At 57.8% G+C, this 15,473-nt stretch carries 12 protein-coding genes; 8 read left to right on the plus strand and 4 right to left on the minus strand.

Annotated features, from left to right (window positions below):
• Window positions 1-46 precede the first annotated feature (46 nt).
• From AUC60_RS19095 to AUC60_RS19105, 3 genes are all read right to left on the minus strand, one after another.
• Window positions 47-727: an SPOR domain-containing protein gene (locus AUC60_RS19095; protein ID WP_087271104.1), complete on the minus strand. Its 681-nt coding sequence runs from the start codon at window positions 725-727 to the stop codon at window positions 47-49.
• A 1-nt stretch (window position 728) separates the two neighbouring features.
• A complete protein-coding gene (argS, locus tag AUC60_RS19100; protein ID WP_087271107.1) occupies window positions 729-2,465 on the minus strand; it encodes an arginine--tRNA ligase in 1,737 nt (578 codons plus the stop codon).
• 222 nt (window positions 2,466-2,687) lie between these two features.
• On the minus strand, window positions 2,688-4,907 hold the full coding sequence (locus tag AUC60_RS19105) for a primosomal protein N' (RefSeq protein WP_087271110.1): 2,220 nt from the start codon (window positions 4,905-4,907) through the stop codon (window positions 2,688-2,690).
• A gap of 166 nt (window positions 4,908-5,073) precedes the next feature.
• Between AUC60_RS19105 and rpmE the strand changes: the two genes are divergently transcribed.
• The 3 genes from rpmE (at window position 5,074) to AUC60_RS19120 (ending at window position 7,690) form a co-directional block, all read left to right on the plus strand.
• Complete coding sequence (rpmE, locus tag AUC60_RS19110) at window positions 5,074-5,301, plus strand: 50S ribosomal protein L31 (protein ID WP_087271113.1); 228 nt, start codon at window positions 5,074-5,076, stop codon at window positions 5,299-5,301.
• A 23-nt stretch (window positions 5,302-5,324) separates the two neighbouring features.
• On the plus strand, window positions 5,325-6,128 hold the full coding sequence (locus AUC60_RS19115) for a thermonuclease family protein (RefSeq protein WP_087271116.1): 804 nt from the start codon (window positions 5,325-5,327) through the stop codon (window positions 6,126-6,128).
• A gap of 293 nt (window positions 6,129-6,421) precedes the next feature.
• Window positions 6,422-7,690: a malic enzyme-like NAD(P)-binding protein gene (locus AUC60_RS19120; RefSeq protein ID WP_027901987.1), complete on the plus strand. Its 1,269-nt coding sequence runs from the start codon at window positions 6,422-6,424 to the stop codon at window positions 7,688-7,690.
• A gap of 177 nt (window positions 7,691-7,867) precedes the next feature.
• On the opposite strand, the gene AUC60_RS19125 is transcribed toward AUC60_RS19120, so the two are convergent.
• The gene (locus AUC60_RS19125; protein WP_405623991.1) at window positions 7,868-10,324 is read right to left on the minus strand and encodes a penicillin-binding protein 1A; all 2,457 of its coding nucleotides are present in this window, start codon (window positions 10,322-10,324) and stop codon (window positions 7,868-7,870) included.
• 211 nt (window positions 10,325-10,535) lie between these two features.
• Between AUC60_RS19125 and AUC60_RS19130 the strand changes: the two genes are divergently transcribed.
• The 5 genes from AUC60_RS19130 to AUC60_RS19150 are packed head-to-tail and all read left to right on the plus strand — an operon-like array spanning window position 10,536 to window position 15,469.
• Window positions 10,536-11,600 carry a pilus assembly protein PilM gene (locus AUC60_RS19130; RefSeq protein ID WP_087271122.1) on the plus strand — a complete coding sequence of 355 codons (1,065 nt, stop codon included), beginning with the start codon at window positions 10,536-10,538 and terminating at the stop codon, window positions 11,598-11,600.
• Window positions 11,600-12,166 (plus strand): PilN domain-containing protein, encoded by a 567-nt coding sequence (locus AUC60_RS19135; protein WP_087271125.1) that lies wholly within the window; start codon window positions 11,600-11,602, stop codon window positions 12,164-12,166. The genes AUC60_RS19130 and AUC60_RS19135 overlap by 1 nt, the downstream gene beginning before the upstream one ends.
• Window positions 12,163-12,786 (plus strand): type 4a pilus biogenesis protein PilO, encoded by a 624-nt coding sequence (pilO, locus tag AUC60_RS19140; protein ID WP_087271128.1) that lies wholly within the window; start codon window positions 12,163-12,165, stop codon window positions 12,784-12,786. The genes AUC60_RS19135 and pilO overlap by 4 nt, the downstream gene beginning before the upstream one ends.
• Complete coding sequence (gene pilP, locus AUC60_RS19145; protein ID WP_087271131.1) at window positions 12,783-13,310, plus strand: type 4a pilus biogenesis lipoprotein PilP; 528 nt, start codon at window positions 12,783-12,785, stop codon at window positions 13,308-13,310. The genes pilO and pilP overlap by 4 nt, the downstream gene beginning before the upstream one ends.
• 56 nt (window positions 13,311-13,366) lie before the next feature.
• Window positions 13,367-15,469, plus strand: coding sequence for a type IV pilus secretin PilQ (locus AUC60_RS19150; protein WP_167384377.1), 2,103 nt, complete (start codon window positions 13,367-13,369; stop codon window positions 15,467-15,469).
• The last annotated feature ends 4 nt before the right edge of the window (window positions 15,470-15,473 follow it).

Raw genomic sequence — 15,473 nt, forward strand, 5'->3', positions numbered from 1 at the left:
TTCAAACGCTGAGCGTTGGCGGACTTCCTGTAAGGATTGCGCGTAGTTACTTACTACGCTGCTGCAACAACAAGTTACTAAAACCACCGGTCGCCAATTGTTTCTGGGCAACGGTCAGTTGTTCGCGGTTGCTGAACGGGCCGACCAGTACGCGGTACCAGGTTTCTTCTTTGACGGTACCCGATTCAACGGCAGCGCTCTGGCCGAGCAGAATGATCTGCGCTCTAACCTTGTCGGCGTCTTCTTTCTTGCGGAACGAGCCCGCTTGCAGGAAGAACTGCGTCACTGCTGCCGGTTTGACCACGGGCGGAGCTGGCGGAGGCGTCAGGCCGCTGAGTGCAGCTTGAGCTCGTGCGGTATCAATCTTCGCTGCCTGCTCTGGCGTAACTGGGGCAACCACCGGTGGCGGCGTTTTCTCAGGTACGGCTTCGTTAGGCACGATGACTTCCGATTCCGGCAACAATGTGTAGAAGTCGTACTTGGGCTTCACCGGTGCAGTCGGGCTTGGCGGCGTCTTGTTGGCTTCGGCGATCTTCGCAGCCTTGGCATCGGCCCGGACCCGTTTGATGTCATCACCGCCCGGTTCGAGCTTCATCAAAAAGACGACAAATGCACCGACGCTCAGGCCGATTGCCAGCCACAGCCATCCAGGAATCGGCTTCTTCGCGGGTGCCTGATAACGGCTGGCGCCGCGCTTGGGAGCAGGTTTCTTTTTCGCAGCAGCCAACTTACATACGCTCCAGAGTTTCCAGACCCAACAGTTGCAGGCCTTGCTTGAGGGTGCGGCCGGTCAATGCAGCAAGGCGCAAACGGCTCTGCTGTTGTTCGGCATTATCGGCAGCCAGGATAGGGCAGTTCTCGTAGAAGCTGGAGAACAACCCGGCGAGGTCGTAAATGTAAGCGCACAGGACGTGAGGCGTACCTTTTTCGGCAACGTTATTGAGGATTTCCCCAAACTGCGCCAGACGTGCCGCCAATTCCTGTTCCTGCGGTGCTTCAAGGACGATCTGTCCCTTGCTGGCATCAAACGGCGTACCGAGCTTACGGAACACACCCGCGACTCGCGTGTACGCATACAGCAAATACGGTGCGGTATTGCCTTCGAAGCTGAGCATCTGGTCGAAGTTGAAGCTGTAGTCGCTGGCCCGGTGTTTGGACAGGTCGGCGTACTTCACCGCACTGATACCCACCGCCTGGGCGATGGTGCGCAGTTCGTCTTCTGGCAGCTCCGGATTCTTTTCCTTCACCAGGGTGTAGGCGCGCTCCTTGGCTTCTTCGAGCAGGTCGATCAGTTTGACTGTGCCGCCGTCGCGGGTCTTGAACGGACGGCCATCGGCGCCGTTCATGGTGCCGAAGCCCATGTGCTCCAGTTGCATGCCTTCGTGAACGAAGCCTGCACGGCGTGCCACTTCGAAGACTTGCTGGAAGTGCAGGGCCTGACGCTGGTCAACGAAATACAGGGCGCGATCAGCCTTCAAGACCTTGCTGCGGTAGCGGATCGCTGCCAGGTCGGTGGTCGCATACAAATAGCCGCCACCGGCTTTCTGCACGATGACCGGCAGCGGGGTGTCGTCTGCGGTGCGGAATTCCTCGAGGAACACGCACTGTGCGCCGTTGCTCTCGACCAGCAGGCCAGTCGCTTTCAGATCGGCAACTACGTTGGCCAGATCATCGTTGTAAGCACTTTCGCCCATCACGTCTGCCGGGGTCAGTTTGACGTTCAGCAGGTCGTAGACTTTCTGGCAGTGCGACAGCGAGATGTCTTTGAATTTTGTCCACAGGCTCAGGCATTCGGCGTCACCGGCCTGCAGCCTTACCACCAGTCCACGGGCGCGGTCGGCGAACTCTTCGGATTCATCGAAGCGTTTTTTCGCCGCGCGGTAGAAGTCTTCCAGGTCCGACAGTTCGTCACTGGTGGCTGGCTGCTCTTGCAGGTAAGCCAGCAGCATGCCGAACTGCGTCCCCCAGTCGCCCACGTGGTTCTGGCGGATGACGGTGTCGCCCAGAAACTCCAGAACGCTGGCAACGCCGTCGCCGATGATGGTCGAGCGCAAGTGGCCAACGTGCATCTCTTTGGCCAGGTTCGGAGCCGACAGGTCGACTACCGTGCGCTGTGCAGGACCGTTTTTGCGGACGGACAGTTGGGCATCGGCGAGGGCGGCATCAAGACGTGCAGCCAAGGCCTGAGTGTTCTGGAAGAAATTCAGGAAGCCCGGACCGGCGATTTCCACCTTGCTGATCTGCTCGTCGGCAGGCAGTGCGGCGATCAGCTTTTCAGCCAGATCACGCGGTTTCATGCCGGCTGGCTTGGCCAGCATCATGGCGATGTTGCTGGCGAAGTCGCCGTGGGTCTTGTCCTTGGCATTCTCCACCTGAATCGCTGGCGACAGGCCTTCTGGCAAGACGCCCTCGGTGACGAGTTGGCTCAGGGCTTGTTGGATCAGATGGCGAATGGTGTCTTTCATGGTGCTCTCTTTCGACCGCAAGCGCGGCAGCGCCTGGATGCGCGGGTGGAAAAACTGGGCATTATCCGTTGCCGGAGCCACCTTGCCAACCGCGTTGGATGTGCGGTCTGAAATTTCCCCTGTGGGAGCTGAGCTTGCTCGCGATAAGGTTGAACGCGGTTCACTTTAGACCCCGGTGTCCTTATCGCGAGCAAGCTCAGCTCCCACAAGGGATTTGCGCGTTTAATACAAATCCACCGGATCCACATCCAGCGACCACCTGACCTGCCTGCCACTCGGCATCTGTTCCAGCGCCAATAGCCAGGAAGCAAGTAGCCGATGCAGCGGCGCGCGGGCGCTGGATTGCAGCAGCAATTGCGCTCGATAACGACCGGCGCGGCGCTCCATCGGTGCTGGAACCGGGCCGAGCAGTTCGATACCGCCCAGATTCAGGTCGTTCAACAGTTGCTCGGCAACCAAGCAGGCTTCATCAAGGAATCCTTCGGCCTGCCCCGGTTTATGCGCTTCTGCCCGTAAAAGCGCCAGATGCGCAAAAGGCGGCAAGCCCGCAGCGCGGCGTTCACTCAAGGCCTGCTCGGCGAAGGCGAAGTAACCTTGCTCGGTGAGTTGAATCAGCAGCGGATGATCTGCCAGATGCGTCTGGATAATCACTCGGCCCGGTTCTTCAGCACGTCCGGCCCGCCCGGCCACCTGCACGATCAACTGTGCCATGCGCTCGCTGGCGCGGAAATCCCCGGAAAACAGGCCTCCGTCGGCATCCAGAATCGACACCAGCGTTACACGCGGAAAGTGGTGCCCTTTGGCGAGCATCTGCGTGCCCACCAGAATGCAAGGCTGGCCGCGCTGAATGGTCGCGAACAGTTGATTCATCGCGTCTTTGCGCGAGGTGCTGTCGCGATCAACCCGTAATACGGGGTAATCCGGAAACAGAATGGCCAGACGCTCTTCGGCGCGCTCGGTGCCTGCGCCAACCGGACGCAAATCGACTTTGCCGCAGGACGGGCACTGGCGCGGCACGCGTTCGACGTGACCACAGTGGTGGCAGCGCAACTCGCCGGAGCGTTGATGCACGGTCATCCGCGCATCACATCGCGGGCAGCCCGACAGCCAGCCGCAATCGTGGCAAAGCAGCGTCGGCGCAAAGCCCCGTCGGTTCAGAAAGACCAATACTTGCTGGCCCGCAGCGAGGGTCTGGCCGATGGCCTGTTGCATCGGTCCGGAGATACCGCTGTCCAGTGGACGGCTTTTTACGTCCAGACGCATGAATTTCGGTTGCTGCGCACCGCCCGCCCGCTGGTTCAAGCGCAACAGGCCGTAACGGCCGGTGTAGGCGTTATGCAGGCTTTCCAGCGAAGGCGTGGCCGAGCCGAGCACAATGGGGATGTTTTCCTGGCGTGCCCGCACCAAAGCCAGATCCCGGGCGTGATAGCGCAGGCCTTCCTGCTGTTTATAAGAGCCGTCGTGCTCTTCGTCGATGATGATCAGACCGGGATTCTTCATCGGCGTGAACAGTGCCGAACGGGTACCAATAATAATGTCGGCTTCGCCATCCCGCGCTGCTAGCCATGCATCCAGCCGATCGCGGTCATTGACCGCCGAATGCAGCAGCGCGATGCGTGCGTTGAAGCGCTGCTCAAAGCGCGCCAGGGTTTGCGGCCCCAGGTTAATTTCCGGGATCAGCACCAGCGCCTGTTTCCCGGCTTCCAGGGTTTCACGGATCAACTGCAAATAGACTTCGGTTTTGCCGCTGCCGGTAACACCCGCCAGCAGAAAGGCATGGAAGCTGTCGAATCCGGCGCGAATTGCTTCGCAGGCGGCACGCTGTTCGGTGTTGAGTGGCAGTTCCGGCTGCGCCAGCCAATGTTCATGACGCGCGGAGGGCGCATGACTGCGCACTTCGACCTGCACCAGTTCTTTCGCCAGCAGCAGGTTGAGGCTTTCTTTATTAAGCATCAGCTTGCTCAGTAACTGATGCGCAACGCCATGCGGGTGCTGGGCGAGTGTCGTCAGTGCTTCGCGCTGCTTGGGCGCCCGGGCGATACGCGGATCGTCAACGCTGGCATTTGGCGCAACCTGCCAGAAGCGTTCCTGACGCGATTCTGCCGGTTCGCCTTGACGCAGCAGCACCGGCAGCGCCCAACTCAAGGTGTCGCCGAGGCTGTGCTGATAATACTGAGAGGTCCACAGACACAATTTGAACAGCGCTGGAGGCAGCGGCGCTTGTTCATCGAGCAGGGCGATGGCGGGCTTGAGCTTCTCGGCGGGCACTTCGCTGTGATCGGCGATCTCGATCAGGATGCCGATCATTTCCCGGCGGCCGAATGGCACTCGCAAGCGCATGCCCGGCTGCAAGGCACTGCGCAGCACTCCTGCAGGCGCTCGATAGTCGAACAGGCGCCGCAGTGGCGAGGGCAGGGCAAGGCGCAGAATGGCGTCGGGCACGCGGGGTTTCCCTGTTACGGTGTGTGACGGATGCGCGATCTTAGCAGACGACCGGCGTAAAGCCCCGCTTGCGTGATCTGGATTGTCTGGTAATATTCGCGGCCTATTTACGTGCGGTATTCAACAATAGTGTTGGATGGCGGCACGCTAGCCCGAGGAAGTACCGATGAAAGCTGATATCCATCCAGTTTACGAAGCCATTGACGCTACTTGCAGCTGCGGCAATGTCATCAAAACCCGTTCGACTCTCGCCAAGCCTCTGAGCCTGGACGTTTGCAACGAGTGCCACCCGTTCTACACCGGCAAGCAGAAGACTCTTGACGTTGGCGGCCGTGTTGACAAGTTCAAGTCGCGCTTCGGTGCGTTCGGCGCGACCAAGCCTGCTGCTCAGTAAGGTCGGTCGTTCTGGAAGGTCCAATGGATTTCTCCAGGCTGCTAAAAAAGGCGTCCCTTGTGGGCGCCTTTTTTGTGGCCGCGATTTGGCTGCCTGCGGCTCAGGCTCTGTGCCCCGCGCCATCCTCGCTCCCGGTTGCTCAGGTCGAGCGTGTGGTCGATGGCGATACCCTGCGCCTCAAAGATGGCCGCAACGTACGCATGGTTGGCCTCAATACTCCCGAGACGGGCAAGAAAGGTCGTTCCGCCGAGCCGTTTGCCGAGGCTGCCAAGCGCCGCTTGCAAGCGCTGGTGGATGAAAGCGATGGCTCCGTCAGGTTGCGCGTCGGCCAACAGGGCAAGGATCACTACGGTCGTGTGCTGGCCAATGTCTATGGGGGCAACGGTGCGAATTTCGAAGCGCAGCTGCTGAGCGAGGGCTTGGGCTATCTGGTCGCAGTATCGCCGAATGTGGCGCTGGTGGATTGCCAGCAAGCGGCTGAGCGCATCGCTCGCGACGCCAGGCTTGGTCTGTGGCGTGATTCGCCGGTACAGCCCGCCGCGCAGATCGACAAGGGTGGCTTTGCCTTGGTGTCCGGGCAAATCGTTGATGTGCAGCGCAATGGCGGTGGCGTTTGGATCGAATTGCAGGGCTCACTGGTGCTGCGTATCGCACCTGATCTGGTCAGCCAGTTCGGTGTAAAACAGCTGAGTCGCCTGAAGGGCCAGCGCATCGAGGCGCGTGGCTGGATCGTTGATCGCTCCCGACGAGGCGGTCTCAAGGACGGGCAGGCGCGCTGGATGATGCCCATTACCCATCCGGCGATGCTTGATTCATCGACCCTCTGACGCACCGATCTGTAGGCGCGCGCCTCCATCAAACAACACGCAAACTAATGGATTGGAATGCATTTTCTGTAGGAGCTGCCGAAGGCTGCGAAGCGTTTATCCTGGCACACCGCAATCGCAGCCTTCGGCAGCTCCTACAAACCCTTTCCCCTGATGCAACTCCTCCGCTCTAAGCGTAAAGTCTTAGTCCCCGCCTATTGACAGTTGTGACTGGCCAGTCTTGTTAGGACTTTGCATCTTGCGTATCCTCGGCGGTCCGTCTGTCCCACAGTAAAAAAAAGCGGAATGCCCACATGTCTGATTTGAAAACTGCTGCGCTTGAATATCACGCCAATCCTCGCCCGGGGAAACTGAGCGTAGAACTGACCAAGCCTACCGCAACTGCTCGCGATCTGGCCCTGGCTTACAGCCCTGGCGTTGCTGAGCCTGTGCGCGAAATCGCCCGTGACCCTGAGCTGGCTTACAAGTACACCGGCAAAGGCAACCTGGTAGCAGTTATTTCCGACGGTACCGCGATCCTTGGCCTGGGTGATCTGGGTCCATTGGCTTCCAAGCCAGTGATGGAAGGCAAGGGTGTTCTGTTCAAGCGTTTCGCCGGTATCGACGTTTTCGATATCGAAGTGGATTCCGAAAGCCCGCAAGCTTTCATCGACACTGTAAAGCGCATCTCCATCACTTTCGGCGGTATCAACCTCGAAGACATCAAGGCGCCTGAATGCTTTGAGATCGAGAAAGCGCTGATCGAACAATGCGACATCCCGGTTTTCCACGATGACCAGCACGGTACCGCGATCGTTACCGCGGCCGGCATGATCAACGCACTGGAAATCGTCGGCAAGAACCTCGCTGACGCCAAGATCGTCTGCCTGGGTGCTGGCGCTGCGGCCATCTCCTGCATGAAGTTGCTGGTGAGCATGGGCGCGAAGATTGAAAACATCTTCATGATCGACCGTTCCGGCGTGATCCACTCCGGCCGTACCGATCTGAACCAATACAAAGCGGTATTCGCTCACGCGACCGAAAAACGCACACTGGCTGACGCGCTCGACGGCGCAGATGTGTTCGTGGGTCTGTCTGGCCCGAACCTGCTGAGCGCTGAAGGTCTGAAGTCCATGGCCAAGGATCCGATCGTGTTCGCATGCTCGAACCCTGATCCGGAAATCTCCCCAGAGCTGGCTCACGCTACTCGTAGCGACGTGATCATGGCGACTGGTCGTTCCGACTACCCGAACCAGGTCAACAACGTACTGGGCTTCCCGTTCATCTTCCGTGGTGCTCTGGACGTTCGTGCCAAGCGCATCAACGAAGAAATGAAGATCGCCGCGGCTAACGCCCTGCGTGAACTGGCCAAACTGCCAGTGCCTCAGGAAGTGTGCGACGCCTATGGCGGTATCAAGCTGGAGTTCGGTCGTGAGTACATCATCCCGAAACCAATGGACACCCGTCTGCTGGGCTTGATCGCTGATGCCGTTGCCAAAGCAGCCATCGAAAGCGGCGTTGCAACCCTGCCGTATCCAAAGCACTACCCGCTGACCAGCGTTGATGACGTTTTCAACGGCTAATCGCTGATTCAGATGCACAAAAAACCCTGCTGAGATGCAGGGTTTTTTTGTGGGTGATGATTTGATCTTGATCTGGCGTTGGACCCAATCGCTGCCTCTCGTTGCTCATGAGCTCCTACAAAATCCTGTAGGAGCTCACGAGCAACGCGAGGCAGCGATGACCGATGGCGCAGTCCGTCAGAACAAATCGATCGGCGCCGACTCATCCGCTGGCAGCGGGCTGCCCGGTGCCTGACCGCCCAGCTCGTTGACGCTTGGCGGCGTGTCTTCGCTTTTGAACAGCTCGAAGAATGCGTTAGGCGTGCTCGGCGTCGCTGCCCGGCCGCTGATCGGATCAACGCGTAAGCTCAGGATGCCGTCTGGTTCTGCCTGCTGGTGCGGCGGCTTGTCTTTGAGCGCAGCGCTCATGTAGTTCATCCAGATTGGCAGGGCAACGGTGCCGCCAAACTCATGACGGCCCAGGCTCTCGGGTTGATCGAAGCCTGTCCAGACGGTGGTCACATAATCTGCGTTGTAGCCAGTGAACCAGGCATCCTTGGATTCGTTGGTCGTACCGGTCTTGCCAGCGATGTCCGGACGATTCATTGCCAGGGCTCGGCGGCCTGTGCCGCGCTTGATAACGTCCTGCAGCATGCTGTTGAGGATGAACGTGGTACGCCCATCAACAATGCGAGGGGCAATGGCCGGTGCCTGAGGATCAACCGGCGCAGCAGGCTGTGCCGGGCCTTCGGTCGAGGAGGTGATCAGCGCTGGGCCATTGGGCACTGCTACCGTATTTGTATTGGGCGCGGGCTGACTGTCGACAGCCGGAACGCTTGGCGGATTCGCCTGGAACAGTGTCACGCCATCACGGCTTTCAATGTTCTGAATCAGATAAGGGTTGATCTTGTAGCCGCCGTTGGCGAACGCAGACCAGCCGGTGACGATTTCCATCGGGGTCAGAGTCGCGGTGCCCAGCGCCAGTGACAGGTTGCGCGGCAGATCGCTTTTGTTGAAGCCAAAGCGCGTGATGTAGTCGATCGAGGTGTCGATACCCAACTGTTGCAGCAGGCGGATCGATACCAGGTTACGCGACTTGTACAGCGCTTCACGCAGGCGGATCGGGCCGAGGAAAGTATTGGTGTCGTTTTTCGGACGCCATACCTTGTCCAGATACTCATCAACAAAAACGATCGGCGCATCGTTTACCAGGCTCGACGCGGTATAGCCATTGTCCAGTGCTGCGCTGTACAGGAACGGTTTGAAGCTCGAACCTGGCTGACGCTTGGCTTGCAGGGCGCGGTTGTAGTTGCTCTGTTCGAAGGCAAAGCCGCCGACCAGCGCGCGAATTGCACCGTTCTGTGGATCAAGTGAAACCAGTGCGCTTTGTGCTGCCGGGATCTGGCTGAATTTGATCGAGCCATTTTCCTGACGCTGCACGCGAATCAGGTCGCCAACACGCGCTACGTCAGCAGGTTGCTTCGGATTTGCGCCCAGGCTGTTGGTATTCAGATAAGGACGTGCCCACTTCATGCTCGCCCAGTCGACGGTTTCTTCCTTTTCGCCATTACGGGTCAGGACGCGCACGCCGGTCTTGTCGACCTGGGTAACAATCGCTGGCTCCAGGCCGCTGATTGGCCGCTGTTTAGTCAGCTCTTGTGCCCAGCCTTCGCGGGTCATACCCGGGAAGCGGCTTTCAGGGCCGCGATAACCATGGCGCTGGTCATATTCGATCAGGCCTTCTTGAACTGCGGTATTGGCGTGCTCCTGAAGATCGCTCGGTACCGTCGTGGTAACGCGGAAGCCTTCTGTGTAAGCGTCGCTGCCATAGCGGCCAACCATTTCTGCGCGAGCCATCTCGGCAATATAAGGTGCGTTAACTTCAGGCGTAGGTACGTGATAGCTGGCGTTGAGTGGCTCGCTGAGCGCGGACTGATAGGCGCTCTGGTCGATTTTGCCCAGCTTGTACATGCGGCCCAGAATCCAGTCGCGACGCTCTTTGGCGCGTGTCGGGTTGGCGAGCGGGTTGAAGCGCGAAGGTGCTTTAGGCAGGCCGGCAATCATCGCCATTTGCGCAAGACTTACGTCGCGGATGGATTTGCCGTAATACACTTGAGCCGCCGCTTCGATCCCGTAGGCTCTGTTGCCCAGGTAGATCTTGTTGACGTAAAGCTCAAGAATTTCGTCTTTGGTCAGTTGGCGCTCAATTTGCAGAGCAAGAAGGATCTCGGTGGTTTTGCGCGAAAAACTGCGTTCACTCGTCAGAAAATAGTTCTTTGCCACCTGCATGGTGATGGTGCTGCCGCCCGACTGAATATGGCCGCTTTTAACCAGCTGCGAAGCTGCGCGCATCAAACTGCCGGGATCGACCCCGTAGTGATTGGCGAAATTGTCGTCTTCGGCAGAGAGCAGGGCGTTGATGAAGTTCGGCGGAATCTCGGCGAAGCGGATAGGGGTACGGCGCATTTCGCCAAACTCCGCAATCAACTTGCCATCGCTGCTGTAGACGCGCAGAGGTATTTGCAGTTGGATGCTGCGCAGCGCTTCAACAGACGGAAGGTTCGGGCTCAGATAAAGAAAGGCACCGCTGAGGCCGAGTAACAGCGCACAGAATACGGCGACGAGAGACCACCAGAAAAACTTCAGCAGGCGTATCAAGGCTTTTTGATTTCCAGAATAAAAAGAATGAGTTAAGCGCAGGCATTAACAAATAGACACGCCTTGAAGCTTGGTTATACGAAAAAAGCGCTCGGCATTATAAGCATTTTTCGTCTCCGAGCGTTATTTGCGCTACTGTCAGGATTGCCGACAGTGGCGTTGGACAACAAATAATCCGTAAGTGACGGAAACTCATAGGGAACAGGTTGTGTTCGAACTCTTCAGTAAGAAGGCCAACACCCTTCTAGGGATCGATATTAGCTCTACATCGGTGAAACTCCTTGAATTGAGTCGTTCCGGCACGCGCTACAAGGTCGAGTCTTACGCGGTTGAGCCACTTCCCGCGAACGCTGTGATTGAGAAGAACATTGCCGAGCTTGAAGGGGTCGGCAATGCGCTGACGCGTGTGTTGGTCAAGGCTCGCACAAGCGTCAAATCTGTGGCGGTTGCCGTGGCCGGTTCGGCGGTGATCACCAAGACCATCGAGATGGACGCTGGCCTGTCGGATGACGACATGGAGAACCAGCTGAAGATCGAGGCCGATCAATACATTCCTTATCCGCTGGAAGAGGTCGCCATCGATTTCGAGGTCCAGGGATATTCGCTGCGCAACCCTGAGCGTGTTGAGGTCTTGCTTGCTGCCTGCCGCAAAGAAAACGTCGAGGTGCGCGAAGCAGCTTTGGCGCTGGCGGGGCTTAGTGCACGGGTTGTTGACGTGGAGGCTTATGCCCTGGAACGCGCATTCGGATTGCTGTCGGCGCAGTTGGGTAATGGTCATGATCAACTGACCGTTGCAATTGTCGATATCGGCGCAACCATGACGACCCTCAGCGTGCTGCACAACGGCCGCATCATCTATACCCGCGAACAGCTGTTCGGCGGGCGTCAGCTCACCGAAGAGATCCAGCGCCGCTATGGCCTCTCTGTGGAAGAGGCCGGGCTGGCGAAAAAGCAGGGCGGTCTGCCGGATGATTACTTATCCGAAGTGTTGCAGCCGTTCAAGGACGCCGTGGTGCAGCAGGTTTCCCGATCCTTGCAGTTTTTTTTCGCGGCGGGGCAATACAGTGCGGTGGACTACATCATGCTGGCCGGTGGTACCGCATCCGTTTCCGGGCTGGATAATCTGGTTCAGCAGCGTATCGGCACGCCGACGCTGGTCGCCAACCCGTTTGCGGACATGGCACTTGGCGCCAAGGTCAATGCTGGTGCGCTGGCTACTGATGCTCCCGCGTTGATGATCGCATGCGGTCTGGCCCTGAGGAGCTTCGACTGATGGCACGGATTAACCTTCTCCCTTGGCGTGAACAGCTTCGCGAAGAGCGCAAGAAACGTTTCCTGATAGCACTGGCTGGCGTGTTTGTCGCCTCAGTGGGTGCATTGTTCATGGTTGATCAATATTTGAGCAGCGCAATTACTCATCAGGCTGCGCGCAATGCGTTTATCCAGCAAGAAGTGGTGCAACTCGACGAGCGCATCAAGGAGATCAGCGATCTACGAGCCCGTCGCAAGCAACTGCTCGAGCGGATGAAAATCATCCAGGACTTGCAAGGCAATCGCCCGATTATTGGCCGGGTGTTTGATCAGATGGCGCGAACCCTGCCGGACGGCGTGTATTTCTCGGATGTGAAGATGGTCGACAATCTCATCAGCATCACCGGGGCGGCGGAGTCGAACAATCGCGTTTCAGACTTGATGCGTAACCTTGATGCCTCTGACTGGTTCGAAGCGCCAAGCCTGACCGAGGTCAAGGCAACGACCGCAGGTGCGCTGGATCAGGCCAACATCTTTCAGTTAACGGTACGCCAGACCCAGCCGAACCTTGATGGAGCCAAACCATGAATCTTTCCGAGACGCTGGAAGGTCTGCGCCGGATCGATCTTGGTGATCTGGACGTCAACAACCTTGGCTCGTGGCCCGCTGCGGTCAAGGTCGTAGCGGGTGCATTGTTGGCGGTGTTAGTGCTTGCTCTGGGGTACTTTTTCTACATCCAGGATCTGGAGAGTCAGCTCGATGCCGCCCGAGCCAATGAAGGTACGCTCAAGGAGCAGTTCACCAACAAGGCGTTCCAGGCCGCGAACCTGCAGCCTTATAAGGTGCAGATGACCGAAATGGAAAACACCTTCGGCGCGTTGTTGCGGCAGTTGCCGAGCGATACCGAAGTACCAGGCTTGCTGGAGGACATCACCCGGACAGGGTTGGGTAGCGGGCTGGAGTTCGAAGAAATCAAGTTGCTGCCCGAGGCTGCCCAGCAGTTTTACATCGAATTGCCGATACAAATCACCGTGGTTGGCGCGTATCACGACTTGGCAACCTTTGTCAGCGGTGTTGCCAGTCTGCCGCGGATCGTTACCTTGCACGATTTCGAGATCAAACCTCTGGAAGCTTCCAACCCGTCCAGGCTGCGCATGAATATCCTGGCCAAAACCTATCGCTACAACGATGAAGGGCTGAAGAAATGAGGCTGGCGAGATTGTTGTGCGCCAGTGTGGCGTTGATCAGTCTGGCCGGTTGTAACGATGACTCGACGTTTACCGACCTGACCAGCTTTATGGATGAAGCGCGTGCACGGCCGACAGGCACGATTGAGCCGCTGCCAAAGTTTCGCCCGTATGAAGCGTTTACCTATAACGCTGCGAATATGCGCAGCCCGTTTCAACCGCCGGTCAAGGCTGATTTGGTCAATCGTCAGAAAGGTTCAAGATTGGTGGCGCCGGATGAAACCCGGCCAAGGCAGTTCCTGGAAGGTTTCAACATCGAGGCTTTTGAAATGGTCGGTACCATGGGCAACGACTCCGGGACATTTGCTTTGCTCAAAGGGGCTGGCGGCGTGTATCGAGTAAAAGTCGGTGATTATCTGGGGCGTAACAATGGCCGGATTGTCTCAGTCGATGAATCCCGCGTTGATGTCGTAGAAATAGTTCCTGATGGAGAGGGGGCATGGTTGGAAAGGCCGCGCAGTATTTCCCTGAAAGAACGCTCATGAAACGGGCACAGCCAAGCATGCAAAACACCCTCGGGTTCGCAGGACGGAAAATGATCATGACCAGGATTCTTTCAACTATCGGTGTATCGCTATGGATTGCGATGATTTCGCCGACTCTTCAGGCCGCCACTCTCAAAACACTGGATGTGGCAGCGTTGCCTGGAGACCGGATCGAGCTGAAGCTGACCTTTGACGCTCCAGTACCTGCTCCGAGGGGCTATACCACTGAACAACCGGCGCGCATCGCGCTGGACTTGCCAGGCGTGAGCAGTCAGTTGGCGACCAAAAGCCGTGAATTGGGCAGTGGCAATGCTCGCAGTGTGGTCGTGGTCGAAGCCAAGGATCGTACTCGGATCATTATCAATATGACGACCCTGGCGCCCTACAGCTCGCGTGTTGATGGCAATAATCTGTTTGTCGTGATCGGTCAGGGGGCCGCAGCGGCTCAGGCATCGCAGCCGACCACTGCGTTGGGCGCCGCGCGGGTTGCCGTGCCACCACCAGCTCCGGCAAAGCCCAAGGCCTACGCGCCTGTAGGCAAGGCGATCAGGAACGTTGATTTTCAGCGCGGCGAGTTGGGTGAGGGGAATGTGATCATTGATTTGACTGATCCCGGTGTCGCCCCAGATATTCAGGAGCAGGGCGGCAAGATTCGTGTCGACTTTGCGAAGACTCAATTGCCTGAAAAACTGCGAGTGCGACTGGACGTCAAGGATTTCGCCACCCCGGTGCAGTTCGTCAACGCCAGTGCTACGGGTGATAAGGCCAGTATCACCATCGAGCCTTCCGGGGCCTTTGATTACTCGGCCTATCAGACCGAAGGTAAGCTAACCATTAGCGTGCGCCCCTTGACCAATGAAGATCTGGATCGCCGCAACGCAGAGAAACTGGTCTACACCGGTGAAAAACTGTCGCTCAACTTTCAGGACATCGACGTGCGTTCGGTGCTGCAACTGATCGCCGATTTCACCAGCCTCAACCTGGTCGCCAGCGACACGGTTCAGGGCGGCATTACCTTGCGTCTGCAGAACGTGCCTTGGGATCAAGCGCTGGATCTGGTGTTGAAAACCAAAGGCCTGGACAAGCGCAAGATTGGCAATGTGTTGCTGGTGGCTCCTGCCGACGAAATTGCCGCCCGTGAGCGTCAGGAGCTGGAATCTCTCAAGCAGATTGCCGAGCTGGCACCACTGCGCCGCGAGTTGCTGCAAGTCAACTACGCCAAGGCGGCGGACATCGCCAAGCTGTTCCAGTCGGTGACCAGTGCCGAGTCCAAAGTCGATGAGCGTGGCTCGATCACGGTGGATGAGCGTACCAACAACATCATTGCCTACCAGACTCAGGATCGTCTGGACGAGCTGCGTCGCATCGTTTCCCAACTGGATATTCCGGTGCGTCAGGTGATGATCGAGGCACGTATCGTTGAGGCCAACGTGGGTTACGACAAAGCACTTGGGGTTCGCTGGGCGGGCGACACCAACCGCAACAACAATCACAAGTGGAGTGGTTACGGTCTGGACGACAACGGCGACGAGGCGGGCAACACTGGTGACGAGCTAACCTCCAACGTGCCGTTCGTCGATTTGGGCGCGGCGAACGCTACGTCCGGTATTGGTATCGCGTTCATGACCAATAACACGTTGCTGGACCTTGAGCTGAGCGCTATGGAGCGGACCGGTAACGGCGAGATCGTCTCTCAGCCCAAGGTCGTCACCTCCGACAAGGAAACCGCGAAAATTCTGAAAGGCACCGAGATTCCTTATCAGGAGTCCAGCTCCAGCGGTGCAACCACCGTGTCCTTCAAAGAGGCTTCGCTGTCGTTGGAGGTTACTCCGCAGATCACCCCGGACAACCGCATCATCATGGAAGTCAAAGTCACCAAGGATGAGCCGGATTACCTCAATACCGTGCTCGGTGTACCGCCCATTCGCAAAAACGAAGTCAACGCCAAGGTGCTGGTTGCCGACGGCGAAACCATCGTGATCGGTGGTGTGTTCTCCAATACGCAAAGTAAAGTTGTCGATAAGGTGCCATTTCTCGGCGATGTGCCGTATGTTGGCCGCCTTTTCCGGCGCGATGTGGTCTCGGAGGCAAAATCCGAGCTGCTGGTGTTCCTCACTCCGCGTATCATGAACAACCAGGCGATTGCTGTGAGTCGTTGATTCT

This window comes from Pseudomonas caspiana (genome assembly GCF_002158995.1).
Lineage (GTDB): Bacteria > Pseudomonadota > Gammaproteobacteria > Pseudomonadales > Pseudomonadaceae > Aquipseudomonas > Aquipseudomonas caspiana.

Coding starts and splice junctions, on each gene's coding strand:
- AUC60_RS19150 (WP_167384377.1), top strand. CDS start 13,367: ATGACCAGGATTCTTTCAACTATCGGTGTATCGCTATGGATTGCGATG.
- AUC60_RS19115 (WP_087271116.1), top strand. CDS start 5,325: ATGGATTTCTCCAGGCTGCTAAAAAAGGCGTCCCTTGTGGGCGCCTTT.
- pilP (WP_087271131.1), top strand. CDS start 12,783: ATGAGGCTGGCGAGATTGTTGTGCGCCAGTGTGGCGTTGATCAGTCTG.
- pilO (WP_087271128.1), top strand. CDS start 12,163: ATGAATCTTTCCGAGACGCTGGAAGGTCTGCGCCGGATCGATCTTGGT.
- AUC60_RS19120 (WP_027901987.1), top strand. CDS start 6,422: ATGTCTGATTTGAAAACTGCTGCGCTTGAATATCACGCCAATCCTCGC.
- AUC60_RS19135 (WP_087271125.1), top strand. CDS start 11,600: ATGGCACGGATTAACCTTCTCCCTTGGCGTGAACAGCTTCGCGAAGAG.
- rpmE (WP_087271113.1), top strand. CDS start 5,074: ATGAAAGCTGATATCCATCCAGTTTACGAAGCCATTGACGCTACTTGC.
- argS (WP_087271107.1), bottom strand. CDS start 2,465: ATGAAAGACACCATTCGCCATCTGATCCAACAAGCCCTGAGCCAACTC.